Here is a 25,517-nt window from a genome sequence, read left to right as displayed (position 1 = left end):
AGGCAGTTAAGTTCACGAGAATGAGGACTTAGCTAAGCAATTTTGTGGTTTTGAGGCATAATACACAGCAAAGTAGACAATGAGCGTAATTAGTGTGAATAACATCGCGGTTACTGGAGCTTCTGGCTTTCTGGGTAAAGCTCTGGTGGGGACGTTAAAGCAATCTCCTAAGTATACTCCAGTACCAATGATACGAAAGGGTTGTGCTAACGATACAATCGAAATTGATCTATCAACCTCGTTTGAAGTAGCGAAAGCTTTACGTGAACAACAAGTAGAAGTGCTTGTTCATTGCGCTGCTCGTGCACATATTCTGAATGATACGGCTCAGAGTCCGATAAACGAATATAGGGAAGTGAACACACATGCGACAATTAGACTGGCTCAACAAGCCGCAGCCGCAGGTGTAAAGCGATTCATATTCATCAGCACTGCTAAAGTGAATGGCGAACGCAGTGAGCTAGGACACCCGATGACGGAGTTTGTTGTCAAGTCTCCTATTGACCCATACGCGATTAGTAAGTATGAAGCAGAGGTTGCGCTAGCAGGACTTGCGGAAGATACCGGTATGGAAATTGTTATCATACGCCCACCTTTGGTCTATGGATCCGGAGTCAAAGCGAACTTTGCTGCTTTAATGAAATTGAGTCAAACTGCTCTACCTTTGCCATTCGGAGCCATCGATAATCAGCGGAGCCTTATCTCCCTTGAAAATTTGATTGATATTATTTGTTGTTGTCTTGAGCACCCTTCAGCAGCCAATCAGACATTTTTGGTCTCGGATGATGATGATGTCTCTACCACTGAGCTGATAAAAGAGTTAGCGAATGCCTATGAAAATCGTATCAAGCTGCTCCCTATTCCCACCTCTATTCTAGGTGGTTTGCTTAAAGTACTAGGGAAGAAGAATATTGCTGAACGAATGTTTGGTAACCTTCAGTTTGACATCAGCCATGCAAAGCAGACTTTGAACTGGACCCCTCCATACTCTTTTAAGCAAGGTATATTAAAATTAGTAAAGGATAGCGAAGCGCAATGAACACCCCTTTAACACGACTTTTAGATTTTGTATTTGCAATAACAGGGCTATGTCTCTTATGGCCAGTGATGCTTGTTGTCTATCTTGTTGGCCGAATGGATAGTGATTCTCCGATATTCAGCCAGACGCGAGTTGGTAAAGAAGGAAAAGCTTTTACCTTGTACAAATTCCGAACGATGGTGGTATCAACACAATCGGTAGCGACGCATATGGTAGATGCTCAATCGGTCACTAAGTTGGGGTCTGTTCTTCGAAAAACTAAGCTTGATGAGTTGCCTCAACTGGTTAATGTTCTTAGAGGTGAAATGAGTTTTGTAGGCCCTAGGCCTTGTTTGTTTAATCAAGAAGAACTCATTGAAGAGAGACGCGAGTTAGGTGTGGATAAAGTACTGCCAGGCATTACTGGGTTGGCTCAGGTAAATGGCATCGATATGTCTGAGCCGAAAAAGTTAGCGCAAGTAGATGCGAGAATGATAAGCAACCACTCACTATCTCAGTACTTTAGGCTAATTATCGCGACAGCCATTGGTAAGGGCGCTGGAGATCGTATACGTTAGCCAAGCGCACCTAAATAACAAGTGAGACAAAGTGTTACTTGATTGCTTAGCGCTCGCTGTCAATAATACAAGGCTAGAGAAACTGGTGATTTGACTAAGTGTGTCCACATAAATTATGACGCCTTAGATAACCAGCTAAAATGATAATCAATTTGTAAGATGAAACTATGAAAATAGCGGTTGCAGGAACAGGCTATGTCGGCCTATCAAATGCGATGTTGCTAGCTCAGAATCATGAGGTAGTAGCGGTTGATATTAACGCAGAAAAAGTGGACATGCTGTGCAATGGGCAATCGCCGATTGTTGATAGTGAAATTGAAGCGTTTTTGAAGCGTGATGATTTAAACTTTACGGCTACTCTGGACAAAGAGTTAGCGTATTCTGGTGCGGACTATGTGATTGTTTCTACTCCGACAGATTATGACCCACAAACCAACTACTTTAATACCAGCTCTGTTGAAGCGGTGATTAAAGATGTGATGGCGATTAACCCTGATGCGGTCATTGTTATCAAGTCTACCGTACCTGTTGGTTACAGTGCGCGTGTTCGTGAAGAGTTGGGTACTGAGAACGTGTTCTTCTCTCCAGAGTTTTTACGTGAAGGTAGTGCCCTTTATGACAACCTGAATCCGTCTCGCATTATTATCGGTGAGCGCAGTGAACGGGCAAAAGTGTTCGCTGATCTATTGGTGGAAGGGGCTCAAAAAGAGAATATTGATGTGCTATTCACTGATTCAACTGAAGCTGAAGCGGTGAAACTGTTCTCAAACACCTACCTTGCAATGCGCGTTGCATACTTCAATGAGTTAGATTCTTATGCTGAAGCGCTTGGATTGGATACTCGCCAAATCATCGAAGGAGTTGCGCTGGATCCACGTATAGGTGGCCACTACTGCAACCCATCTTTTGGCTATGGTGGTTACTGTTTACCAAAAGATACTAAGCAGCTGCTTGCTAATTACCAAGAAGTGCCAAATAACATCATTGGTGCAATCGTTGATGCTAACCGTACTCGTAAAGACTTTATTGCGGAATCTATCTTGAAGCGTGAGCCTAAGGTTGTTGGCGTGTATCGTCTTATCATGAAGTCAGGTTCAGATAATTTTCGAGCGTCAAGTATTCAGGGCATTATGAAGCGTCTGAAAGCGAAAGGTATTGAAGTCATTGTTTATGAGCCAGTGCTGAAAGAAGAGCACTTCTTCCACTCTCGCGTGATTCAAGATGTCGATGCGTTTAAGCAAGAAGCCGATTTGATTATCTCGAATCGCATGTTGCCTGAGTTAGCTGATGTCGCAGACAAAGTGTATACGCGCGACTTATTTGGTAATGACTAATTGTTACTGCTTTGAATAAAAAAACGAGAACCTAGAGTTCTCGTTTTTTTATGTCCGTTATTTACCACTGTTGGGCGTAAAGAAACCTTGTCGTCATCCCTGCTCAGGCAGAGATCCTACTTTAGCGAGTGAAATTATGAAAATTGCAATGACGGCTATTCTGCCACTTCTTCATCCTCAAAATTCACATCAAGCGGCTCTTGAGAAAGAATCACCCCAGTATTATCGGCATACACATAATCTTCCGGTAAGAAGGTCACTCCGCCAAAGTTAACTGGCACATCTACTTCACCAACATTGGATTGAGCTGCACCCACAGGAATAGAAGCAAGGGCTTGGATACCAAGGTTCATGTCTTCCAGTTCATCAACTTCGCGCACGCAGCCGTAAACGATGATGCCTTCCCATTCGTTATCTTCTGCCAGCTGAGCGATCTCTGCATCGATAAGAGCTTTACGCAGTGAACCACCACCATCGATAAGTAGAATTCGACCTACACCATCTTGCTCTAAAATTTCGCGGATAACGCCGTTGTCTTCAAAACATTTTACCGAAGTGATTTGACCTGCAAATGAGGCTCGGCCACCAAAGTTACTAAACATTGGCTCAACAACGTCTACCTGGTCTAGGTAGATATCACATAGGGCTGAAGTACTGTATTCCATGGCGACTCTTCTTTGCAGTTTACAAAAGGTATAAATCGAGTATATCGGGTGAATAGGTCAATGCAATGACAAGGCTCAATTAAGTCATCAGAGTTTGAGCTATAACCACTCCTGAAAACAGGATATTAGTGACTAATGAACACTTCACCACAATCGGCATCATAGGGGCAATTTGCGCAGGCTGTGTTGCGTGCCAAACCGCTCTACCGTGTTTGATGACAACAATAAGACTGATGACAAATGGCAGGCTGATCCACAAAGGTGATTGTTGCAGAACGAGATAAGCCGCAAAGGCGATGACTGCGCATAATAACAGTGTGAAGTGGTAAACCTTAGCGTTGTGCTCACCCAGTCTCACCGCGACAGTACGCTTACCGCAGGCGCTATCATTTTCAATGTCACGCATGTTGTTGACGTTAAGTACGGCAACCGCGAGTAATCCACAGCCGACAGCCGGTAAGAAGAGTAGAGAGTCGATATGGCCAGTGTGTAAAAAGTAGGTACCTGAGACACCAAGCAGGCCAAAGAAGATGAATACTGAAATGTCGCCTAATCCTACGTAGCCGTAGGGCTTATTACCGACAGTATAGGCAATGGCAGCAACGATAGCTAAGACACCGAGTCCGATAAACGCCAAAATATTTTGCATTGAATCCAGCGCATGAAAGACTAAACCTAGTCCTGCAATCACAGTCAGAATGATATTCAGCACGATGGCTTTCTTCATCTCTTGCTGTGACACTTCGCCTGACTGTATTGCACGCATTGGACCTAAACGGTTGTCGTTGTCGGTGCCTTTGACGGCATCACCGTAATCATTGGCTAGGTTAGAGAGAATCTGCAGCAGGGTCGCGGTAAGCAGAGCAAGTAAAGCGACACTCCAAGACATGTTGCCAGTAGAGAAAGCGAGTGCACTGCCTGTGATAATGGAGACTAAAGCGAGTGGTAGTGTTTTAGGTCTGGCTGCATCGAGCCAAATACGAACAGATTGATTCATAGCCAAGCATTCTAATTTCAGTTCGTTTTAGTATACGGGAAATGTAGCACAAAAAAAGGTGTCACCGCCTTTTTGGAGATGACACCTCATCAAACTTAAGATTGCTTAAATCTACAGAATAAAGCGACTTAAATCTTCGTCTTCTACAAATTCACCAAGCTTCGATTTTACGTAGCCTGAATCAATTGTCAGCTTTGAACCAGGTTTATCTGTTGCATCAAATGAGATCTCATCCATCAAACGCTCCATAACAGTATGTAGACGACGAGCACCGATATTTTCAGTAGTTTCGTTGACTGTCCATGCTGCATCGGCGATTTGTTGAATACCGTCTTCAGTGAACTCGACATCAACTTCTTCAGTCTTCATTAGAGCAATGTATTGTTCAGTTAGTGATGCTTTTGGCTCGGTTAGGATTCGTTTGAAGTCATCGCTGCTCAGTGCTTCCAGCTCTACGCGAATTGGCAGACGACCTTGCAGCTCAGGGATCAAGTCCGATGGCTTCGCCACTTGGAATGCACCGGATGTGATAAACAAGATATGATCAGTTTTAACCATGCCATGTTTAGTTGATACTGTACTGCCTTCGATCAGAGGCAGTAGATCACGCTGTACGCCTTCACGAGATACATCAGGGCCTGAGGCTTCGCCACGCTTACAGATTTTGTCGATCTCATCGATAAACACTATACCGTTGTTCTCAACGTTATAGATAGCTTGCTCTTTAAGTTCTTCTTGATTTACCAGTTTAGCGGCTTCTTCTTCAGTGAGTGCTTTGAAGGCATCTTTAATTTTCAGCTTGCGCTTTTTCTTCGTATCGCCACCCAGGTTTTGGAACATGCTTTGCAGCTGGTTGGTCATTTCTTCCATACCAGGAGGCGCCATGATTTCAACGCCCATTTGTGGAGCTGCTGTTTCGATGTCGATCTCTTTGTCGTCTAGTTTACCTTCGCGCAGTTTCTTGCGGAAAACCTGACGAGTGTTAGAAGAGCTCTCATCTTGCTGTTCGTTTTGGCCCCAAGCGTCACGAGCTGGTGGAAGTAGGGCATCAAGAATGCGCTCTTCGGCTTGCTCTTCAGCGCGGAAGGTGACTTTTTCCATCGCTTGTTGATGTGTCATCTTAATCGCGACGTCAGTAAGGTCGCGAATAATGGTTTCAACTTCTTTGCCCACATAGCCCACTTCGGTGAACTTAGTTGCTTCTACTTTGATGAACGGTGCGTTAGCAAGCTTAGCTAGACGGCGAGCGATTTCGGTTTTACCGACGCCCGTTGGGCCGATCATTAGAATGTTTTTCGGTGATACTTCCGCACGCAAGCTCTCTTCAAGCTGCATACGACGCCAGCGGTTACGTAGTGCAATCGCCACTGAACGTTTTGCTTTATCTTGACCGATAATATGGCGGTTTAGTTCGTGAACAATCTCGCGTGGAGTCATCTCAGACATAATTAATTCCTTACAAAAATTCAGACACTATTTTGTTTTTTGGACGTTATTTCGCGTCGCTTTCTAGTTCTTCAACAGTGTGATAATGGTTGGTGAAGACACAGATATCGCCAGCGATTTTCAGGGATTTCTCTGCGATTTCACGTGCATCTAAATCGGTATTTTCAAGTAATGCTGTTGCTGCTGCTTGAGCAAAGTTGCCGCCTGAGCCAATAGCGATAAGGTCGTTTTCTGGCTGAACAACATCGCCGTTACCAGTGATGATCAGTGATGCAGTTTCATCAGCCACGGCCAATAACGCTTCCAGTTTACGCAGCGCACGATCACTACGCCAATCTTTCGCCAGTTCGACTGCGGCCTTAGTTAGGTGGCCTTGGTGCATTTGCAGCTTGCTTTCAAAGCGCTCAAAAAGAGTAAACGCGTCAGCCGTACCGCCAGCGAAGCCTGCCAATACTTGGTTATTATAAAGTCTACGAACCTTGCGAGCGTTCCCTTTCATTACAGTGTTGCCTAGGGATACTTGTCCATCACCAGCGATCACGACTTTGTTATTTCGGCGTACAGATACAATAGTAGTCACGACGTTTGCCTCATATTGGTTTCAATTCGGTTATGAAAGGGATATGTGGACGAAGAAAAGGGATTTCAAGGGGAAGTGGAGTTATCCTGAGGGAGAATTTTTTTTATAGGTTTTGTTATTCCGCTGGTTGTTCACCTGCGCATACAGGAATCTTCTAGAGGCTTGTTGCGTTGCGGAAATAGCCCCCTGCTTTTACAGGGGGCAGGAAATGTCGCATTTAGGAGTAAGCTACTGCGAATCCTTCCAAATCGCACACGGCTCTATTTTGGCGCGTTGCAGTTTGTGTTTATCTCGCTCAGCGTCACGTTTGAGTGGGTAAGGGCCTAAAACCACTCGGAACCAACTGCTGCCTTCTTTCTTGCGAATCGTACTTGAGAGCCCTTGGAAGGCAATATCAAGCTTACGTGCTTCGGCTTGAGCCATGGTTTTATAGGCGCCACACTGCATGATGTACGGAATCTTCGAAACCACTTGCTCTTTCGCTTTTACTTCAACTTCGCGTTGCGGCAGGGTATCGACATAGTCCCACTTCTCTTCTGGCGGAGGTGGAATTGGCTTAGCTGGTTTAGGCTTTGGTTTGGTGACTGGCTTTGTCGTTGCTGGTGTCGGCTTTGGTGGCTCTGGGTCATTACTTAATGTGTAAAGACCATAGCCAAAAACGCCCGCGAGCACGATCGCCAATAGCCCACTGCGCCATGGTTTTTTGCCGGAAGGTTTCTTTTTTGCTGGTCGGCGACTGGTGCCTTTGCCACGCCTTACATAGTCTCGGTTTGCCACGAAGATAGGTTCTAAATTGAATTAAATAACTGACCTCATGGTAAATACCACAAGGTCAAGTTGCAAGTCAGTATCGTGCTAACTATAGGATTCTTGGAGGAGCAGCACTGTCGCGGATCACAAGTTCAGTATCAAGTAACCTCGATCCCGCTCGAACATCGGCGCCTTTCAGTACTTCTAACATCATGTACATGGCTTGGCGGCCAATCTCATAACGAGGTTGTGAGACTGTGGTAAGCGGAGGATCGCAATACTGAGCGAACTGAATGTCATCGAAACCAACTACGGAAAGATCTTGAGGAACTCGCAGCCCCAGTTTCTTCGCTTCTTGCATCGCGCCAATGGCCATGATGTCGTTATGACAGAAAATGGCTGTTGGAGGCTCCGGCAGGGCAAGTAGGCTGCGAATTAAACGCGCACCTGCTTCAAAGGTAAAGTCACCTTTCACCGTGTACGCAGGATTCATTTGCAGTCCGGCTCTTCGCAACGCTTGCTGGTAACCTTGCTGTCTAAAGCGGCATAAAAATGCGGTGTCAGGTCCTGAAATCTGGGCGATACGCTTATGACCCAATTGCGACAAATAGTTTACTGCTTCAAAGGCTGAGGTCAGGTTGTCGATATGAACGGTAGGGAGCTCAAGTTCAGGGGCAAACTCACAGGCCATAACGATGGGAGGTAAGTTTTTCTGTTCTGGCTTACTGATATCAAAAGGCAAGTCGGTGCCGAGTAAAAGCATGCCATCTGCTTGCTTAGTGAAGACCAAGTTTACAAACGAGGTTTCACGCTTTTTCGATTGTCCGCTATCTCCTAGTAGAACCAAATACCCATGTTCCATTGCTGCATCTTCGATACCACGAATGATCTCCGAAAAGTACGGGTCACAGATGTCTGGCACTATGGTAACGATCGTCTTGGATTCATTCCTACGTAGGTTACGCGCCAGAGAGTTAGGAGAATAGCCAGCTTCGAGAACGGCATCTTCGACTCGCTTTCGAGTAGATGATGAGACCTTCTCGGGATTCATCAATGCTCTTGATACTGTAGCCGTTGAGACGCCTGCAAGCTGGGCAACATCCTTCATTGTCGCCATAAACGTGAGTCCTCTTATTTTCAGTGTGACTAATTAGACTGCGACTTATTGTATTTTATTATGCAATCTAACGGGTTATAACTTGGTTAAATGTTTCATTTATCTAATAAATAGCGCGAATGAAACGTTTGCTTTAATGATGAACTATTAATAAATATTATTCATTTATCTACGGAAAGTTACGGGCTGATTAACATATTTTGCATTGCAATTGTGAAGCTTATCACAACTAGAGCTAGTTATAGTTTTGAAATTAATCAATTCTTACCGTTTAACTGAGATCTTGTGGCTCGATATCCATCGACCAGCGAACTTTCTTTGTGAGTGGCAGTTGCGCGATGACGGGTTTAGCGCTGGTGACGATTTTCTGCATCAATGGACGCGTGGGTACTTGAAGCATTAGCTGCCATCTTGCTTTCCCTGCTCGCTTAGCAATAGGTGCTGGTGTAGGACCTAACACCATCGAATGATGATCAAATAACGGATGCGCCTCAAGTGAATGTCTCACTTGACGCAAAAACGCCTCAACGTCATTGCTGTTGTTAGCTTCGGCACGAATCAAAGTTAGGAAGCTAAACGGTGGCAGCATAGCCAATTTACGCTCTTCAATCACGGTTTCTGCAAAATGACGATAGTCTTTATGCAGTAGTGATTGCAGCAGAGGGTGGTCGGGGTGGTGCGTTTGCAGCAGAACTTCACCGGGTTTACTCGCTCGGCCTGCGCGGCCGGCCACTTGGATGAAGAGCTGTGCCAGTCTTTCCGACGCTCTGAAATCGCTGCTGTATAGCGAGCCGTCCACATCTAATAATGCTACTAAGGTCACGTTCGGGAAGTGGTGACCTTTGGCGAGCATTTGCGTGCCAATCAGTATTTGGTATTCATTCTTTTTAATCGCCTCAAGAGCACTCTCAAGGCTGCCTTTACGACGAGTGCTGTCTCTATCAATTCGAATGGTATTAAAATCAGGGAATAGACTTTCAAGCTGTGCTTCAAGCTGCTCGGTCCCCACACCAACGGTGACAAGCTGATTGGAGCCACAACTTTCGCACTGATGAATCGTGGGTCGCTGTGAACCACAGTGGTGGCAGCGAATCTCATTACTAGATTGATGGTAGGTGTAGTAGGCGTCGCAGCGACGGCACTCAGCGGTCCATCCGCATTCATGACACATCAACGCTGGGCTGAAACCTCGACGGTTAAGAAACAGCATTACCTGATTGCCCAGTTCTAAGTGGCGACGTATCTCAGCAATAAGGGGAGCGGACAAGCCCGCTTCTAAGTATTGCCCTTTGACATCGATAACCTTGTTGGTCGTTGGCACTGCAAGACCTGCGCGTTGGCTCAAAATCAGATGGTGATACTTACCACTCAGCGCGTTTTGCAGAGTTTCTATCGATGGTGTTGCAGAACCTAGTACAATTGGAATCTGTTCTTTATTGGCACGCATAACGGCGACGTCACGCGCGTGGTAACGCAGGCTGTCTTGCTGTTTATATGATGTGTCGTGTTCTTCATCGACAATAATAATGCCGAGATCAGCAAATGGTGTGAGTAACGCCGAGCGTGTGCCAATAACAATACCCGCGACTTTATCACGAGCACTCAACCATGCATTCAACCGTTCGGTATCGTTAAGCCCAGAGTGAATTACTTCAATAGGCACGTTGAAACGCTTTTTAAAGCGGTTAATGGTTTGTGGTGTTAAACCAATCTCTGGCACTAAGACAAGCGCTTGCTGGCCGCGCTCAAGTACTGGTGCGATCATTTGCAGATAAACTTCGGTTTTCCCCGAACCTGTCACCCCTTCTAGCAGGTAGCAGCCGAATTCGGTTTGGCTATTTACTGACGCGATCGCTACAGCTTGTTCAGCATTCAGCCTCAGCTCTGTCGGTGGGTTGGTCATCGTTTCTGGCCAACGTGGAGCAGGGGCTAGCTTCTCATGCGATTCAATCCAGCCTTTCTCAGTCAGTGTTTTTAAGACACTAGAGCTGACTTCATTATCAATGAACGCCTGATGAGCACAAGGGCCAGACTCCAGCATATGCATGACTTTTGCTTGTTGCACAGCTCGTCCAAACCCAGCCATGAGCTGATTCTTGCCTGCTTCTGTAATACGCCACTCAACGGTAGCAGCAAACTCTGCAGGCTTTCCTTTGCGCAATGACGAGGGTAGAGCGTTGTTTAACGTGTCGCCCAATGGGTATTGATAGTATTGGCTACACCAAGAGATTAGCTCGAACAGTGGCTTTGGCCAGACTGGGCTGGTATCAAGTGCCGCTTTGATGGGCTTGAGCTGATCAATGGGGAAGTCTGATTGGTGGCTGAATTGAGTGACAATACCAACTAAGGTCTGGCGTCCAAAAGGCACTGATACTCGGCCGCCCACCACAGGGAAAAGGTGCGTTGGGACTAGATAATCGAACTGTTTATCCAGTGGCACTGGCAGTGCAACACGAGCTACGTTTGGGCGCATAGTGGAATCGGTATTGTTCAAAGAGAGCGCCATTCTACCTAGCTATGTCCGTTAGGAGAAACCGTTAATTGAATAAACTGAGTCAATCCACCTAAAGGTGGCGAAAAAAGTGGCAATTTTAGTTGATCCTAAAGGCACTATTCATTACTATACTGCGCCTTGATGGTATGGCTTGTTCTACATTTATTGCAGTAACAGCGATATCATAAGTCTTTTATTAAACTACGTGTGGTGTCCGGCTTAGAATCGGATGGCGACACGGCCTAAACTTTGAGGTTTCCCCATGAAAGCTGGTATCCACCCAGAATACAAAGCAGTAACAGCAACTTGCTCTTGCGGCAACACATTCGAATTCAACTCTACTCTAGGTAAAGATTCTATCCACCTAGACGTATGTGACAAGTGCCACCCATTCTACACTGGTAAGCAACGTATCGTTGATACAGGCGGCCGTGTTGATCGCTTCAACAAGCGTTTCGGTGCTCTATCTAGCAAGAAGTAATCTTACTTTTGCAGATTCTAGAAAAGGACGCTTCGGCGTCCTTTTTGTTTTGAGGCAAAAATAAAACAATTCTGTATACAATCCATTCAAAATTCTAACTATCTAGCGTAGTATTAATAAATCAGAGTGACGAACCGCTGTCGCACAGACCATGCGTCAGTATCCCCGTTCGTGTTGTCCACTCTGTTGAGTCTGTAACCCTTTAGAAGCAAAGCTAATAATTACAAAGCTAATAATTACAAAGCGGTTTATACTCACACATTCAGTCTTTAATACTCGTAGAATAAGCAGGATTGCCACCATGTCCGATGACCAACAAATCGACGAATTTCGCCAACAAGCGCTTGATTATCATGCCAACCCCGTCCCTGGAAAAATTGAAATTGCTCTGACTAAGTCTGCTGACTCAGCGGCTGATCTCGCCCTTGCATACAGCCCAGGTGTGGCTGAGCCAGTGCGTGAAATCGCACAAAACTCTGAAAATGTTTATAAGTACACAGCCAAAGGCAACATGGTTGCGGTCATCTCTAACGGTACTGCGATTTTGGGGCTAGGTAACTTAGGCCCACTGGCGTCGAAACCTGTTATGGAAGGTAAAGCGCTACTGTTCAAGCGTTTTGCTGGTCTAGACTCTATTGATATCGAAGTGAAACATCGCACGATTGATGAGTTTGTTGATACTGTAGCAAACATCTCTGATACCTTCGGTGGTATCAATCTAGAAGATATTAAAGCCCCAGACTGTTTTGAGATTGAACGTCGACTGATTGAACGCTGTGATGTGCCAGTGTTTCACGATGACCAGCACGGCACTGCGATTGTAACGGCAGCAGGTATGCTAAACGCGATTGAACTTCAAGGTAAAGATTTGAAAGAAGCGCGCATTGTATGTCTTGGTGCTGGTGCAGCAGCTATCGCGTGTATGGAGCTATTGATTAAATGTGGCGCGATGCGTGAGAAGATCTACATGCTTGACCGTAAAGGTGTGATTCATACTCGCCGTGACGATTTGAACGAGTATAAAGAGCTATTTGCTAACAACACCGACATGCGTACCTTAGAAGACGTCATTGAAGGTGCAGATTTGTTCCTAGGTGTATCGGGCCCTGATTTACTTGAACCAGAAGCTTTGAAACTGATGGCGGATAAGCCAATCGTGTTTGCCTGCTCAAACCCAGATCCAGAAATCAAACCTGAGCTTGCTCATGACGTACGTGATGACCTGATTATGGGCACAGGGCGCTCTGACTACCCTAACCAAGTAAACAATGTCCTGTGCTTCCCATTTATCTTCCGCGGTGCGCTTGATGTACGTGCAAGTGAAATTAATGACGAAATGAAGCTAGCTGCGGTTGAGGCAATTCGTGAGCTTGCCAAAGAAGAAGTACCACAAGAGGTGCTAAAAGCGGCTGGTGTAGAGTCACTTACTTTTGGCAAGGAGTACATCATTCCAAAACCAATGGATCCACGTTTGCTGCCACGTGTAGCCAAAGCGGTTGCTCAAGCTGCAGTCGATTCCGGTGTTGCGCGAATTGAGATGCCAGAAAATTATATGGCTTAATTTCTCATACTCGAGCAAATAAAAAAGACGGCATAAATGCCGTCTTTTTTCATTCTACGTCAGAATTTACTCTTCATCGAACGCTTCAAACTCAATTCCCATTGCTGTCATCAGCTCTTTAGCTTCTGTTGGGATGTCGTCTGGACGGTCTTTTCTCAAGTCTTCGTCGGTTGGAAGCGGTTGACCAGTGTAGGCGTGTAGGAAGGCTTCGCACAATAGTTCACTATTGGTTGCGTGGCGTAAGTTATTGATTTGGCGACGAGTACGTTCATCAGTCAATACCTTTAGCACCTTCAACGGAATAGACACCGTGATCTTTTTTACTTGTTCGCTTTTTTTTCCGTGCTCCGCGTATGGGCTAATGTATTCGCCGTTCCAATCTGCCATTGCACACCTTCGCTCTGTTAATCATAAGTAGTAGTAATAAGAATGCTGCAATTTTAGCGGGATTTACTGCCATAAGCAAAGACATATAGACGTCTAGAAGTGTTGACGTCTCACAAAATGGAAAGTAAAGTGGACATTCATTTTAACGCAATGTTAATTTTTTAATGTTTGCCACTTTTGTTGGTTCCATATTCACTGACAAAAGTAGACACTGAATAACAGCCCATCAGCCCAATGCGATTTGATAAAGGAAGTTTCTATGAGCAATCGGAAGCCAGCGACAATAGCCGTACGTACTGGTATCGAATCAGATACCCAGCACCATGCTGTGGTACCGCCAATTTACCTTTCTACTAACTATGGTTTCCCTGCGTTTGGAGAAGTGCCTACTTACGACTATACCCGCTCTGGAAACCCAAACCGTGGTTTGCTGGAGCAAGCATTGTATGAGCTCGAATCTGGTAAAGGAGCCGTTGTCACTAACTGTGGTACGTCTGCGCTAAACTTGTGGGCGTCGGCTTTTTTAGGGCCTGAAGACACTATCGTGGCTCCGCATGACTGCTATGGCGGTAGTTATCGACTATTCAATACTCGTGCGCAAAAGGGTGATTTTAAAGTTCAGTTTGTCGACCAAAGCGACGAGGCGGCGTTAGATGCTGCACTTGAAGCGAAACCAAAACTCATTTTACTTGAGACGCCGTCCAACCCGTTGGTTCGTGTCGTCGATATCGCTGCTGTTTGCGAAAAAGCCAAACAAGTCGGCGCGCTAGTGGCGGTTGATAATACCTTTCTGACGCCTGTGTACCAAAAGCCTTTAGAGCTGGGTGCTGACTTTGTTATCCATTCAACCACCAAATACATCAATGGTCACTCTGATGTGATTGGTGGCGTTGTGATCACCAAAACAGAAGAGCACGCGGAAGAGCTTGCGTGGTGGGGCAACTGTATTGGAGCAACGGGAACACCTTTTGATAGTTATATGACGCTACGTGGTATTCGTACGTTAGGTGCTCGTATGCGTGTGCATGAAGAGAGCTCTCAACATATTCTCGAGTTCTTAAAACAGCAGTCACTGGTCAAAGTGATTTATCACCCAAGCTTGCCTGAACATCCAGGACATGACATTGCCAAGAAACAGCAGTCAGGTTTTGGCTCTATGTTGAGTTTTGAGTTTGCAGGAAGTTTTGAACAGCTTAAGTACTTTGTGGGTGAACTCAAGTTGTTCTCATTGGCTGAATCACTTGGTGGTGTTGAAAGTTTGATTTGTCACCCCGCTTCTATGACACACCGAGCAATGGGAGAAGCAGCCTTAGAAGAAGCGGGCGTTTCTCAGCAATTACTGCGCCTGTCTGTGGGGCTGGAAGATGCCTCCGATCTGATTGACGATTTACAGCAAGCATTTGATAAAGCGAAAACGTTCCAAGGATAAGTTGAGTTATGAGTACCACACCCGCTCCGGCGAAGAAGCAACTACATAAATTTGGCGGCAGTAGCTTGGCGGATCCTGAGTGTTATCGTCGTGTCGTTTCCATTCTTAAAGATTACTCACACAATGAAGATTTAATTGTGGTGTCTGCTGCAGGCAAAACCACAAACCGTTTAATTGAGTTTCTCGATGCGCTTAATAAAGATGGTCGTATTGCTCATGAACACCTTCAGTTTTTAAGACAGTTCCAAAACGAGCTCATTGATGAGTTGTTGCAAGGTGATGAAGCAGAGCAGCTTAAATCGCTGCTCAGTGATGAGTTCAGTACTTTAGGTGAACTGGGCTATCCCTTGAGTGAGGCGCAGCGTGCGGCCGTGCTTGGTCACGGTGAAGTATGGTCTTCTAGATTACTGGCTGCGCTTTTACGTCAATCTGATTTGCCTGCGGTGGCGCAAGACGCTCGCGCTTTCTTACGAGCAGAATTTGGCACGCAGCCGGAAGTCGATCGTGCGAAGTCTTATGCCTTGATTAAAGATGTGTTAGCTCAGCATGCTCATCATCGTATTGTGATTACCGGTTTCATGGCGCAAAGCGATGAAGGTGAGACGGTTTTGTTAGGGCGAAACGGTTCTGACTATTCGGCGACTGTGATTGGAGCACTTGCCGAAGTCTCTTGCGTGACAATTTGGAGTGATGTTGCAGGGGTCTATAGTGCTGACCCTCGTGTGGTGAGCGATGCCTGTCTTCTCCCATTATTAAGGCTGGATGAAGCCAGTGAATTGGCTCGCTTGGCCGCCCCTGTGCTACATAGCCGTACGCTTCAACCTGTGGCGCAAAGTGTTATGGATTTGAACTTACGTTGCAGTTATCAACCTGAGTCAGGCTCTACGCGTATAGAACGAGTGCTGGCGTCTGGGCGCGGTGCTAAGATCATTACCTCGCTAGATGAAGTACTGTTGATTGACCTCGCATTCGCCAGTGGTCATGATTTTGCTCGCGCGCAAAACGAAGTGCTGAATGGTTTGAAGCGAGCACAGCTTGAGCCGCTAGCGTTTGAAGCGCAGTCTGATCAAGCACGTTTGCGCCTTGCTTATACGGCAGAAATTGCATCCGGGGCACTCAATGAGTTGCAAGACCTAGCAATTGAAGGGGAGATTAAGCTAAGAGAAGGGTATTCCATGCTGGCTGCTGTAGGGGCTGGTGTGACTAAGAATGCCAACCACTGTTTTGGTTTTTATCAGCAGCTTAAACATGCACCGGTAGAGTTTTTCTCGGAAGCAGAATCTAAGTTAAGTCTTGCTGCTGTGTTGAGAAAGTCTGACATTCAACCTCTACTTAAGTCCGTGCACACCCAGTTGTTCCAAGCTCAAAAACGTGTTGCTGTCGCCTTATGTGGCAAGGGTAATATTGGCTCTAGTTGGTTGGCGCTGTTTAAAGAGCAGAAAAGCGAGCTAGAAAAGCGCCGTGGAATGAGTTTTAACTTAGTTGCCGTAGTGGATAGCCAAACGTATTGGCTTGATGACCAAGGCATTAATGAGCAAACCGTGCTGGAGCGCTACGAGGATGAAGCTGTGGCGTACCAGGGCAACGTTTGGTTACAGCAGCTTGCTAATCTTCAAGGTTACGATGAAGTTGTTGTTCTTGATGTGACGGCGAGTCCTGCATTAGCAGAGCAGTATCAAAGCATTGCGGAAAATGGCATGCATTTAATTTCGGCCAACAAAGTAGCGGGTTCTGCACCAAGTGTTAGTTATCACGCAGTGCAAGATGCATTCTCGAAAACGGGACGTCACTGGCTGTATAACGCGACGGTAGGCGCAGGGTTACCAATTAACCATACAGTGCGCGATTTGCGTGAAAGCGGTGACGATATTGTGGCGTTGTCTGGTATTTTTTCTGGGACGTTATCTTGGTTGTTCCAGCAATTTGATGGCAGTGTGCCTTTCAGTGAGCTGGTGGATTTGGCTTGGCAACAAGGTTTGACCGAACCGGATCCTCGCGCCGATCTGGATGGCTCAGATGTGATGCGTAAGTTGGTTATTCTTGCTCGTGAATCTGGGTTAGATATTGAGCCTGATGCAGTAGCGGTGGAGTCACTGGTTCCGGAAGAGCTTAAGGAGTTGTCTCTGGATGGCTTTTTTGAAAAGGCAGAGCTACTGAGTGAAATCCTACAAGAACGTCTAGAGAAGGCGCAGCGTGAAGACAAAGTGCTGCGTTATGTGGCGCGTCTTGATCGCCAAGGTAAAGCTCGTGTCGGTATTGAAGCTTTGTCTAAAGAGCATGCACTTGCCAATCTGCTGCCGTGTGACAATATCTTTGCTATCGAAAGTAAGTGGTATAAAGATAACCCATTAGTAATTCGTGGTCCGGGAGCGGGACGTGAAGTAACTGCCGGTGCGATTCAGTCGGATTTAAATCTAATGTCGAGTTTCTTCTAGCGCACAACAAGTTGTTGGTTTTAAATTAGTTCTATCTCTAGGCTAGCGATAACCGCTAGCCTTTTTATTTGTTGCTTTTGCCTTATGTCCCTTCTTACCCCAGCACTCGTTACTTTCTCGAAAGTGAAGATCTCCTGAAACGCGTGACTCTGCTTTAGTTTCCTTAACTAAGCACATGAAAAAAATTCATAATGACTCTATTGACTTTAAATGCCATTCATTTCATTCTGTAGACATATAGACGTCTAAACGTCAAAACATAAAATTTAGATATAGACAGACAGGTTTTATCTAAGGTTGGATGGGATAACCAACCTTGGTATTTAGGGAGAGAACCATGGGATACACACACGCTGGACACATCGATGCTTTGAACCAGAATATTGCTGAGCTTTCTGACAATATCAACGTTTCATTTGAGTTCTTTCCACCGAGCACGCCAACAATGGAAGAAACCCTTTGGAAATCTGTTCACCGTCTAAAAACGCTGCAACCTAAGTTTGTTTCTGTGACCTATGGAGCGAACTCTGGCGAGCGCGATCGTACTCATTCAATTATCAAAGAAATTAAATCAGAGACTGGACTTGTCGCGGCGCCCCACCTGACCTGTATTGATGCGTCTCGTGATGAGCTTATTGATATTGCTGAGGATTATTGGAGCAACGGTATCAAGAACATCGTTGCGCTACGTGGTGATATCCCAGCAGGTGGTGGCCAACCGGATATGTATGCCTCTGATCTGGTCGAACTGCTAAAGTCGCGTCATGATTTCGATATTTCGGTAGCGGCTTTCCCAGAAGTACATCCAGAAGCGAAGAGTGCTCAAGCAGATCTACTGAACCTAAAGCGCAAAGTGGATGCAGGTGCAAACCGAGCGATTACTCAGTTCTTCTTTGATGTAGAAAGTTACCTGCGTTTCCGCGACCGTTGTGTGGCCGCTGGTATCGATGTGGAAATTGTTCCAGGTATCCTACCAGTTTCAAACTTTAAGCAGGCGTCACGCTTTGCCGGCATGAACAAGGTAAAAGTACCTGGTTGGATGCAGAAGCAGTTTGAAGGTTTGGATGACGACCCTGTGACTCGCCAATTAGTCGGTGCGAGTCAGGCGATTGATATGGTTCGCGTATTGAGTCGTGAAGGAGTAAAGGACTTCCATTTCTACACACTAAACCGTGCTGAAATGACTTACGCACTGTGCCATACACTAGGCGTACGCCCCCAAGTTTAGTGATCTCTTAAGACTTCCTCAATTGCAACAAAAAAGCGTCAGGTGTATTACGATACTCCTGACGCTTTTTTGAACTCAAGAACCAAACTAGGTCGATAGCGACCCTAGCTTGTCTATTTGTTTTACGCTAACGCTTCTAATTCAGACAGCGCTTCTTCTGCCCATTCTAACCATGCTTGACGAGCAAGTAGGTTACGGCGCAGTGTTAGACGCTCAAGGCGAGCGTGTTTGTCTAATGTGTTTGGTGTAGCGTAGTAGGCTGCTTCAATTTCACGGTAGTGTGCAATAAGCTTTTTCGATTCTTCGATTAACTCTTCAAGTTGAATGCGGAATGCAGCTGATGGTTGTACCGCACAGGCCGCTAGCTTCGCTGAGAATTCATCACGTACGGTAGGGTGTACCGTTGGTTGTTCAAACCATTCGCCTAACGCGCTACGGCCTGAGTCAGTGATTGAGTAAACTTTACGATCTGGTTTGCCTTCTTGGGGTTCAAGTTTGCAAGTAACCAGTTCTTTGTCGGCCATTTTGTTTAGCTCACGATAAACTTGCTGGTGGCTTGCTTTCCAGAAGTAACCGATGCTCGCAGAAAATTCCTTAGTGATGTCATAGCCAGTCGCATCGCGAGTGCTAAGAACAGTAAGGATTACGTGTGGTAGTGACATGTCTTAAGTCCAAATGGTCAATAACGTAATAATAATTATGTTGCTCCACGTCGCAGATGTACGACTGCGAAAGCGCCTTGGAATTCAAAAATGATTCCAGGAAACTCGCGCAAAAGAGCAATGCCAATCTTGTTGGCACGTGTAACCTTGTTTTAAGCCTTTGTCACCTAGGAAGTCACGTGATCACGTGACCCGCACTGTCGATATAATAGTATTTTTGTTTTATCGAACAGTGGTAAGTAAGTATATCGAATTCTATAAGCAAGAAGTGGAATAGAACGTGATACCACTTCAAAAAACTAACAAAACTCTCAATAAGTATGCCACTAAAAATAAAAGGCCGCAATGTGCGACCTTTTGTCTTTTTTGTAAAATAATATATCGTCTAACCGGTGTTTCGCATGCCAGCTGCGATGCCAGCGATAGTTACCATGAGTGCTTCTTCTAGTTCAGCTTCAGTGTCTTCGCTTTGACGAGTGCGATACAACAGCTCAGCTTGAAGCATATTGAGTGGTTCGACATAGGTGTTACGCAAGCGAATCGATTCTTGGCCCCAAGGATCACTCTGCATTAGGTGGTTATGGTTCTCTACATTAAGTACCGCTTTAATATCTTGCTGCAGTTGAGCTCGCAGCTTATCACCCAATGGTAATAGCTCTGGTGCAGCCAAGCGTTGGTCATAATAGCGTGAGATTTCCATATTACACTTGGTGTACACCATCTCTAACATACCAAGACGAGTTGAGAAGAATGGCCATTCACGACACATTTCTTCCAGCAGAGCTTGGTGACCTTTATCAATGGAGTATTGAATCGCTTCTCCGGCCCCTAACCAAGCAGGCAGAACTAAGCGGTTTTGACTCCATGAGAAAATCCAAGGAATCGCACGTAAGCTTTCTACGCCGCCATTAGGGTTACGTTTCGCAGGACGAGAACCTAGTGGTAGTTTGCCCAGCTCAAGTTCAGGGGTAGCTTGACGGAAGTACGGAACAAAGTCAGGTTCACCACGAACTACTTTACGATAAGCTTCGCAAGACACTTCAGAGAGCACTTCCATTAAGTCACGCCATGCCTGTTTTGGCTCTGGTGGTGGCAGAAGGTTAGCTTCTAGAATCGCACTAGCGTATAAGTTAAAACTGTTTACGGCAATCTCTGGTAAACCAAGCTTAAAGCGGATCATCTCCCCTTGCTCAGTTACGCGTAAGCCGCCTTTCAGACTCTTAGGTGGCTGAGACAACAGTGCTGCGTGTGCAGGCGCACCACCACGACCGATGGTACCGCCGCGACCATGGAAGAGAGTAATATCGATACCGGCCTGTTCGCCCACTTCGACCAAGGATTCCATAGCGCTGTACTGAGCCCAGCCCGCCGACATAACACCGGCATCTTTAGCAGAGTCTGAGTAACCAATCATTACCATTTGATGGTTTTGAATGTAGCCGCGATACCAGTCGATATCGAACAGCTGCTTCATAACAGCTTCAGAATTATTCAGGTCGTCTAGCGTTTCAAAGAGCGGACACACGTCCATACGGAACTTGCAACCACACTCTTGAAGAATTAGGTGTACAGCCAGTACATCTGAGGCAGTACGTGCCATAGAAATGACATAGGCTCCGAAGGCTTCGCGAGATTGTGAAGCGATAACACGGCAAGTATCCAATACTTCTTGAACGTCTTCCGATGGCTCCCAATCGCGAGGAAGCAATGGACGCTTAGAGCTCAACTCATTGATAAGGAATGATACTTTGTCTTGCTCGCTCCACTGGTCGTAGTCGCCTAGACCTAGGTAGCGAGTAAGCTCAGAGATAACGTCTGAGTGACGAGTGCTTTCTTGACGAATATCGAGACGTACTAGGTGTACACCAAACGCTTTAACACGGCGTAAGGTATCCAGCAGTGAACCGTCGGCAACGATAGCCATACCGCTTTCACGCAGTGACTTGTAACACGCCATTAGCGGTTGCCAAAGTTGGTCGGCATCTTCGAGAATCGGTTTGTTTGGCACCTCTTGACGATTGATTTGTGCTTCAATCACTTCAAGGGTATTCATTAACAACGTACGTACTGGTTTTAGAATTGCACGGTATGGTTCGTGCTGTTCGCCAGCAAGCTCACGAACTTGGTCGTTACATTTGACCATCGAGAGCTCAGTGATCAGCTCTTGGAAATCTTTCAGGTAAAGTTCTGCTGCTTTCCAGCGAGAGAGAAGCATGACTTCACGCGTGATCTTGTGAGTCACAAATGGGTTACCGTCGCGATCGCCCCCCATCCAAGATGAGAAATGCACTGGACGCGCATCAATAGGCAGACCTTCACCAAGGAAGCCTTTCAGCTTCTCATCAAATTCACGTAAGAATTCTGGTACTGCTTCCCAAAGCGAGTTTTCAACAACCGCAAAGCCCCATTTTGCTTCATCAAGTGGCGTTGGGCGTTGCTGACGAATTACATCTGAGTGCCAGCTTTGGGCAATCAATTGTTCCAGACGACGCTCGGTTCTTTTACGTTCTTTAACCGAAAGTTCGTTTAGCTCTAATTTAGATAAGCACTCATTGATTTTCACCAGCTTGTTAATCATGGTGCGACGAGTGATTTCGGTTGGGTGAGCCGTTAGCACAAGTTCGATATTAAGATCACGAACCGCTTGAGCGCTATCGAGCTTGCTGATGTTTTCTTGGCTTAGTTTTGAAAATAATGACGAAATTGGATCCGGTTCACACACATCTGCTTCACAGCTACGTGAAATGGTGTGGTATTGATCGGCAATGTTGGTCAAATTTAGAAATTGGTTGAATGCACGAGCGACAGGTGTGAGTTGCTCATTCGGCAGGTTGGTAATCTCTTCAATTAGTAATTCACGATCGGCTTCATTGCCTGCACGCACAACGGATTTGGAAAGCTTACGAATTTTCTCTACTTTCTCGAGAATCTCGTCTCCATGCGCTTCCTTGATGGTGTTACCCAACAAGTGCCCTAGCATCCTAACATTGCTCTTCAATGGGGCATATTTTTCGTTCATAGTCGTCCTGCCTTGTAATTTAACTACATCCATTATTCCTTCTCAGCCTCACAATCTAGCTAAAAATGCTAGTGCGAGTCAAATAAAGTAAACCAAGTTTGCGTTTATCGTGTTGGCACGAAATCCGCACACTTAGTGAACTTTATTCATTGAATTGTTGAAATTTTATTACAGCTTGTAAGTTACTCGAAACAATATTGGCGTATAGATTTAGCTAAAATATCGATGGTTGGATCGATAAAATCGAAACTCAAGAACTCATCAGGTTGGTGTGCTTGGTCAATAGAGCCAGGTCCAAGCACCAAAGTTGGGCACAATTGCTGTAAGAACGGTGCTTCAGTACAGTAGTTAACCGTTTCTGACGGGATTTCGCACAGTGCCTCCATGCCACCAACAAACGGATGATGGTGATCGCACTCGTATCCGGGAATAGGTTCATGCAACGCAGTGATGGATAACCTGCCTGGCCATTTAGCTTCGACTTCTTTTAATGCATCTCGTAACAAATTATCCAGTCCATCTAAGCTAATTCCCGGTAGCGGTCTGACGTCATAATGCAGCTCACAGCAGCCACAAATGCGGTTGGCACTGTCGCCACCGTGAATATGTCCAAGGTTCAAGGTTGGGCTAGGTATCGCAAATCCAGGGTGATGGTATTCTTTGATTAAGCGATCACGCAGCTTCATCATGGCAAACAACACTTCGTGCATAATCTCAATCGCATTAACACCAAGAGCAGGATCTGACGAGTGACCGGACTTTCCTGTTACACGAATGGCGTTAGCCACATGCCCTTTATGACCGCGGATAGGCACTAAACTGGTTGGTTCGCCAATAATGCAATAATCAGGTTTGAAAGGTGCATTATCCGTAAAGTGTCGTGCGCCAAGCATTGTGGTTTCTTCATCGCAGGTCGCTAAGACATAAAGAGGTTTGGTCTGTTTGCTCCAATCAATTTTCTTCACTGCCTCGTAAACGAAGGCGAAGAAGCCCTTCATATCTGCCGTTCCTAGACCATAGAAACGATCGTTGGCTTCGGTTAGCTCATGAGGGTTAAAGCTCCAACGGCCTTCATCAAAAGGTACGGTATCGCTATGGCCAGCTAAGAGTAAGCCACCTTCACCTTGGCCCTTCTTCGCAATCATATTGAATTTGTTTGGCTCTACCTCGATAACTTCAACGTCAAAGCCAAGATCCTTCATCCAAGTCGCCAGCTTTTCGATGACTTTTGCATTGCCATGGTCCCAACTCGGATCGGTGGAGCTGATCGAAGGAGTGCTAATTAGGCCTTTGTAGACCTCTAAAAAACTGGGTAATTGCATATTATCTTCGCTTCTACTGTTGACAGATTAATCTTAAGACGGTAAAACATATATTAAATCAAAATTAATGAATAAAAAATCAATTAAAGAGCTTTTTTTTATATTTATAGTCATTAATTGCCGTATTCATAAACCGATATAACAAGCCTAGTTCAACAGACTCATTAACGGATGTAGAGAAATGCTGAAAACCACCATTATTGGCGCAACAGGATACACAGGAGCGGAGCTCGCTCTTATGGTCACAAAACACCCTGAACTCACGCTATCAGGTTTATACGTGTCCGCCAATAGTGTGGATGCAGGTAAGCCGATTTCACAACTGCATGGCAAACTTGCAGGCTTAGTCGATATGTCGGTTCAACCATTAAACGACGTCAAAAAGGCGGCAAGTGAATGCGATATTGTTTTTCTTGCCACAGCGCATGAAGTCAGTCATGACTTGGCACCAGAATTTTTAGAACAAGGTTGCCAAGTGTTTGACTTATCAGGTGCTTATAGGGTTAAAGCCGACGATTTTTATACCACGTTCTACGGCTTTGAGCATCAAAATGAAAGCTGGTTGGACAAGGCGGCGTATGGCTTAGCTGAATGGAATGCACAAGATATCGAGCATGCTCAATTAGTTGCTGTTCCGGGGTGTTATCCAACCGCTTCGCAACTGGCGATTAAGCCTTTGCTGGAAGCTGGCATTATCGATACCCAAATGTGGCCAGTGATTAACGCCACTAGTGGAGTGACAGGTGCGGGCCGCAAAGCGACCATGACCAATAGTTTTTGTGAAGTGAGCCTGCAACCATACGGGTTGTTCAATCACAGACATCAGCCAGAGATTGCCACACACTTAGGTTGTGATGTGATCTTTACGCCTCATTTAGGCAACTTTAAACGTGGCATCCTTGCAACGATTACCATGAAGCTCAATGAGGGTGTGACTGAGGAACAAGTTGAAGCTGCATTCGCGTCAGCGTATCAAGGACAGCCTGGTGTACGCGTTAAAGGTAATGTGATTCCAAGAATTCAAGATGTTGAGAACACCCCTTTCTGCGACTTAGGTTGGAAGCTACAGGGTCAACATATCATCGTTGTTTCAGCCATTGATAACTTGCTAAAAGGGGCATCGAGCCAAGCAATGCAGTGCCTAAACATTAAAAACCAGTTTGCCCAGTTAACGGCACTTATCTAGAGCGAGGAACGCGGAATGAGTAATCAAAATACACCATTAGTTATCAAATTAGGTGGTGCTGCGCTGTCTTGTTCAAAGACACTGGGGCAACTGTTTGCAGCAATCTCCGACTATCAGAAACAAGCACAACGCGAGATTGTGATTGTTCATGGTGGTGGCTACCTGGTGGATGATTTAATGAAGCAATTGAATCTTCCAACAGTAAAAAAGCAAGGGCTACGTGTTACTCCTTACGACCAAATTCCATTAATTGCTGGCGCACTGGCTGGTACGGCCAACAAGTTGCTTCAAGGTGATGCCATCAAAGCGGGTATTAATGCGGTAGGTTTGAGTCTTGCTGATGGCGGCTTGTGTGAGGTGAGCGAGTTAGATCCTGAACTAGGTGCTGTTGGTAGTGCGAAACCAGGTAACCCTGCGGTATTACAAGCTGTCCTCAAAACCGGTGCTCTGCCTATCATTAGCTCCATCGGTCTTGATAATCAAGGTCAGCTAATGAATATTAATGCGGACCAAGCGGCTGTTGCTGTAGCAGGTGCATTAGATGCGGAATTAGTCCTGCTCTCTGACGTGAGTGGAGTATTAGATGGCAAAGGTCATTTGTTGCCGAGCTTAACTCAGCAAGAGGCGGATGCCTTGATTGAAGGCAAAGTGATTACCGACGGCATGATCGTTAAAGTTCAAGCTGCTCTGGAAGCGGCGAACGATCTTGGCCGTCCAATTGAAGTCGCCACGTGGCGCTATCCGAATAAGTTAGTCGAATTGTTTGCTGGTAAAAGCATCGGCACCCAGTTCGTACCCAATTAATTTTTGTTAAAACAGTTATCTGAA

Annotated in this window: 21 protein-coding genes; 10 read left to right on the top strand and 11 right to left on the bottom strand. The window is 45.7% G+C overall.

Translation table 11 applies throughout. The features are described 5' to 3' along the window. Positions 1-79 precede the first annotated feature (79 nt). The 3 genes from L2W36_RS18595 (at position 80) to L2W36_RS18585 (ending at position 2,930) form a co-directional block, all read left to right on the top strand. Complete coding sequence (locus tag L2W36_RS18595) at positions 80-1,039, top strand: NAD-dependent epimerase/dehydratase family protein (protein ID WP_236111019.1); 960 nt, start codon at positions 80-82, stop codon at positions 1,037-1,039. Beyond that, positions 1,036-1,596 (top strand): sugar transferase, encoded by a 561-nt coding sequence (locus tag L2W36_RS18590; RefSeq protein ID WP_198558390.1) that lies wholly within the window; start codon positions 1,036-1,038, stop codon positions 1,594-1,596. Before L2W36_RS18595 ends, L2W36_RS18590 begins: the two co-directional genes overlap by 4 nt. A gap of 167 nt (positions 1,597-1,763) precedes the next feature. Then, a complete protein-coding gene (locus tag L2W36_RS18585) occupies positions 1,764-2,930 on the top strand; it encodes a nucleotide sugar dehydrogenase (RefSeq protein ID WP_063603926.1) in 1,167 nt (388 codons plus the stop codon). A 155-nt stretch (positions 2,931-3,085) separates the two neighbouring features. On the opposite strand, the gene rraA is transcribed toward L2W36_RS18585, so the two are convergent. The 7 genes from rraA to priA form a co-directional block, all read right to left on the bottom strand. Next, positions 3,086-3,595 (bottom strand): ribonuclease E activity regulator RraA, encoded by a 510-nt coding sequence (gene rraA / locus L2W36_RS18580; protein ID WP_236111015.1) that lies wholly within the window; start codon positions 3,593-3,595, stop codon positions 3,086-3,088. Between the two features lie 79 nt (positions 3,596-3,674). Next, entirely contained in the window at positions 3,675-4,592 is a 918-nt protein-coding gene (locus tag L2W36_RS18575; RefSeq protein WP_236111007.1) for a 1,4-dihydroxy-2-naphthoate polyprenyltransferase, read from the bottom strand. A gap of 111 nt (positions 4,593-4,703) precedes the next feature. Next, positions 4,704-6,038: an HslU--HslV peptidase ATPase subunit gene (hslU, locus tag L2W36_RS18570; protein WP_006071179.1), complete on the bottom strand. Its 1,335-nt coding sequence runs from the start codon at positions 6,036-6,038 to the stop codon at positions 4,704-4,706. Positions 6,039-6,084: 46 nt separating this feature from the next. Then, on the bottom strand, positions 6,085-6,618 hold the full coding sequence (gene hslV / locus L2W36_RS18565) for an ATP-dependent protease subunit HslV (protein WP_006071177.1): 534 nt from the start codon (positions 6,616-6,618) through the stop codon (positions 6,085-6,087). Between the two features lie 228 nt (positions 6,619-6,846). After that, positions 6,847-7,395 (bottom strand): SPOR domain-containing protein, encoded by a 549-nt coding sequence (locus L2W36_RS18560; protein ID WP_236111005.1) that lies wholly within the window; start codon positions 7,393-7,395, stop codon positions 6,847-6,849. 82 nt (positions 7,396-7,477) lie between these two features. After that, the gene (gene cytR, locus L2W36_RS18555; RefSeq protein WP_006071173.1) at positions 7,478-8,485 is read right to left on the bottom strand and encodes a DNA-binding transcriptional regulator CytR; all 1,008 of its coding nucleotides are present in this window, start codon (positions 8,483-8,485) and stop codon (positions 7,478-7,480) included. 271 nt (positions 8,486-8,756) lie between these two features. After that, positions 8,757-10,958: a primosomal protein N' gene (gene priA, locus L2W36_RS18550; protein WP_236111187.1), complete on the bottom strand. Its 2,202-nt coding sequence runs from the start codon at positions 10,956-10,958 to the stop codon at positions 8,757-8,759. 283 nt (positions 10,959-11,241) lie between these two features. On the opposite strand from priA, the gene rpmE reads away from it, so the two are divergent. Together rpmE and L2W36_RS18540 are read left to right on the top strand one after the other, a co-directional pair. Then, a complete protein-coding gene (rpmE, locus tag L2W36_RS18545) occupies positions 11,242-11,460 on the top strand; it encodes a 50S ribosomal protein L31 (RefSeq protein ID WP_006071169.1) in 219 nt (72 codons plus the stop codon). 301 nt (positions 11,461-11,761) lie between these two features. Beyond that, positions 11,762-13,021: a malic enzyme-like NAD(P)-binding protein gene (locus L2W36_RS18540; RefSeq protein ID WP_006071167.1), complete on the top strand. Its 1,260-nt coding sequence runs from the start codon at positions 11,762-11,764 to the stop codon at positions 13,019-13,021. 66 nt (positions 13,022-13,087) lie between these two features. Here L2W36_RS18540 and metJ read toward each other — a convergent pair whose 3' ends face one another. Continuing rightward, positions 13,088-13,408: a met regulon transcriptional regulator MetJ gene (metJ, locus tag L2W36_RS18535; protein WP_006071165.1), complete on the bottom strand. Its 321-nt coding sequence runs from the start codon at positions 13,406-13,408 to the stop codon at positions 13,088-13,090. Between the two features lie 259 nt (positions 13,409-13,667). Between metJ and L2W36_RS18530 the strand changes: the two genes are divergently transcribed. From L2W36_RS18530 to metF, 3 genes are all read left to right on the top strand, one after another. Next, positions 13,668-14,837, top strand: coding sequence for an O-succinylhomoserine (thiol)-lyase (locus tag L2W36_RS18530; RefSeq protein WP_236110996.1), 1,170 nt, complete (start codon positions 13,668-13,670; stop codon positions 14,835-14,837). Positions 14,838-14,845: 8 nt separating this feature from the next. Then, positions 14,846-17,272: a bifunctional aspartate kinase/homoserine dehydrogenase II gene (locus L2W36_RS18525; RefSeq protein WP_236110994.1), complete on the top strand. Its 2,427-nt coding sequence runs from the start codon at positions 14,846-14,848 to the stop codon at positions 17,270-17,272. 337 nt (positions 17,273-17,609) lie between these two features. Then, entirely contained in the window at positions 17,610-18,500 is an 891-nt protein-coding gene (metF, locus tag L2W36_RS18520; protein WP_006071160.1) for a methylenetetrahydrofolate reductase, read from the top strand. Between the two features lie 122 nt (positions 18,501-18,622). Here the strand turns inward: metF and L2W36_RS18515 are convergent, their stop codons facing one another. The 3 genes from L2W36_RS18515 to argE form a co-directional block, all read right to left on the bottom strand. Then, the gene (locus tag L2W36_RS18515) at positions 18,623-19,162 is read right to left on the bottom strand and encodes a PadR family transcriptional regulator (RefSeq protein ID WP_236110993.1); all 540 of its coding nucleotides are present in this window, start codon (positions 19,160-19,162) and stop codon (positions 18,623-18,625) included. A gap of 385 nt (positions 19,163-19,547) precedes the next feature. After that, a complete protein-coding gene (gene ppc, locus L2W36_RS18510; RefSeq protein ID WP_038222284.1) occupies positions 19,548-22,181 on the bottom strand; it encodes a phosphoenolpyruvate carboxylase in 2,634 nt (877 codons plus the stop codon). A gap of 182 nt (positions 22,182-22,363) precedes the next feature. Next, positions 22,364-23,503 (bottom strand): acetylornithine deacetylase, encoded by a 1,140-nt coding sequence (gene argE / locus L2W36_RS18505; protein WP_006071156.1) that lies wholly within the window; start codon positions 23,501-23,503, stop codon positions 22,364-22,366. A 181-nt stretch (positions 23,504-23,684) separates the two neighbouring features. On the opposite strand from argE, the gene argC reads away from it, so the two are divergent. Both argC and argB read left to right on the top strand, forming a co-directional pair. After that, the gene (gene argC, locus L2W36_RS18500) at positions 23,685-24,689 is read left to right on the top strand and encodes an N-acetyl-gamma-glutamyl-phosphate reductase (RefSeq protein WP_236110992.1); all 1,005 of its coding nucleotides are present in this window, start codon (positions 23,685-23,687) and stop codon (positions 24,687-24,689) included. 15 nt (positions 24,690-24,704) lie between these two features. Beyond that, complete coding sequence (gene argB / locus L2W36_RS18495; protein ID WP_006071152.1) at positions 24,705-25,493, top strand: acetylglutamate kinase; 789 nt, start codon at positions 24,705-24,707, stop codon at positions 25,491-25,493. Positions 25,494-25,517: the final 24 nt, after the last annotated feature.

Source organism: Vibrio sp. McD22-P3, assembly GCF_021568915.1.
GTDB classification, from domain to species: domain Bacteria; phylum Pseudomonadota; class Gammaproteobacteria; order Enterobacterales; family Vibrionaceae; genus Vibrio; species Vibrio mediterranei.
Note: the sequence above shows the minus strand (reverse complement) of the source record. Positions and strands in the feature narration are given on the sequence as shown.

Coding starts and splice junctions, on each gene's coding strand:
- L2W36_RS18595 (WP_236111019.1), top strand. CDS start 80: ATGAGCGTAATTAGTGTGAATAACATCGCGGTTACTGGAGCTTCTGGC.
- L2W36_RS18590 (WP_198558390.1), top strand. CDS start 1,036: ATGAACACCCCTTTAACACGACTTTTAGATTTTGTATTTGCAATAACA.
- L2W36_RS18585 (WP_063603926.1), top strand. CDS start 1,764: ATGAAAATAGCGGTTGCAGGAACAGGCTATGTCGGCCTATCAAATGCG.
- rraA (WP_236111015.1), bottom strand. CDS start 3,595: ATGGAATACAGTACTTCAGCCCTATGTGATATCTACCTAGACCAGGTA.
- L2W36_RS18575 (WP_236111007.1), bottom strand. CDS start 4,592: ATGAATCAATCTGTTCGTATTTGGCTCGATGCAGCCAGACCTAAAACA.
- hslU (WP_006071179.1), bottom strand. CDS start 6,038: ATGTCTGAGATGACTCCACGCGAGATTGTTCACGAACTAAACCGCCAT.
- cytR (WP_006071173.1), bottom strand. CDS start 8,485: ATGGCGACAATGAAGGATGTTGCCCAGCTTGCAGGCGTCTCAACGGCT.
- priA (WP_236111187.1), bottom strand. CDS start 10,958: ATGCGCCCAAACGTAGCTCGTGTTGCACTGCCAGTGCCACTGGATAAA.
- rpmE (WP_006071169.1), top strand. CDS start 11,242: ATGAAAGCTGGTATCCACCCAGAATACAAAGCAGTAACAGCAACTTGC.
- L2W36_RS18540 (WP_006071167.1), top strand. CDS start 11,762: ATGTCCGATGACCAACAAATCGACGAATTTCGCCAACAAGCGCTTGAT.
- metJ (WP_006071165.1), bottom strand. CDS start 13,408: ATGGCAGATTGGAACGGCGAATACATTAGCCCATACGCGGAGCACGGA.
- L2W36_RS18530 (WP_236110996.1), top strand. CDS start 13,668: ATGAGCAATCGGAAGCCAGCGACAATAGCCGTACGTACTGGTATCGAA.
- L2W36_RS18525 (WP_236110994.1), top strand. CDS start 14,846: ATGAGTACCACACCCGCTCCGGCGAAGAAGCAACTACATAAATTTGGC.
- metF (WP_006071160.1), top strand. CDS start 17,610: ATGGGATACACACACGCTGGACACATCGATGCTTTGAACCAGAATATT.
- L2W36_RS18515 (WP_236110993.1), bottom strand. CDS start 19,162: ATGTCACTACCACACGTAATCCTTACTGTTCTTAGCACTCGCGATGCG.
- ppc (WP_038222284.1), bottom strand. CDS start 22,181: ATGAACGAAAAATATGCCCCATTGAAGAGCAATGTTAGGATGCTAGGG.
- argE (WP_006071156.1), bottom strand. CDS start 23,503: ATGCAATTACCCAGTTTTTTAGAGGTCTACAAAGGCCTAATTAGCACT.
- argC (WP_236110992.1), top strand. CDS start 23,685: ATGCTGAAAACCACCATTATTGGCGCAACAGGATACACAGGAGCGGAG.
- argB (WP_006071152.1), top strand. CDS start 24,705: ATGAGTAATCAAAATACACCATTAGTTATCAAATTAGGTGGTGCTGCG.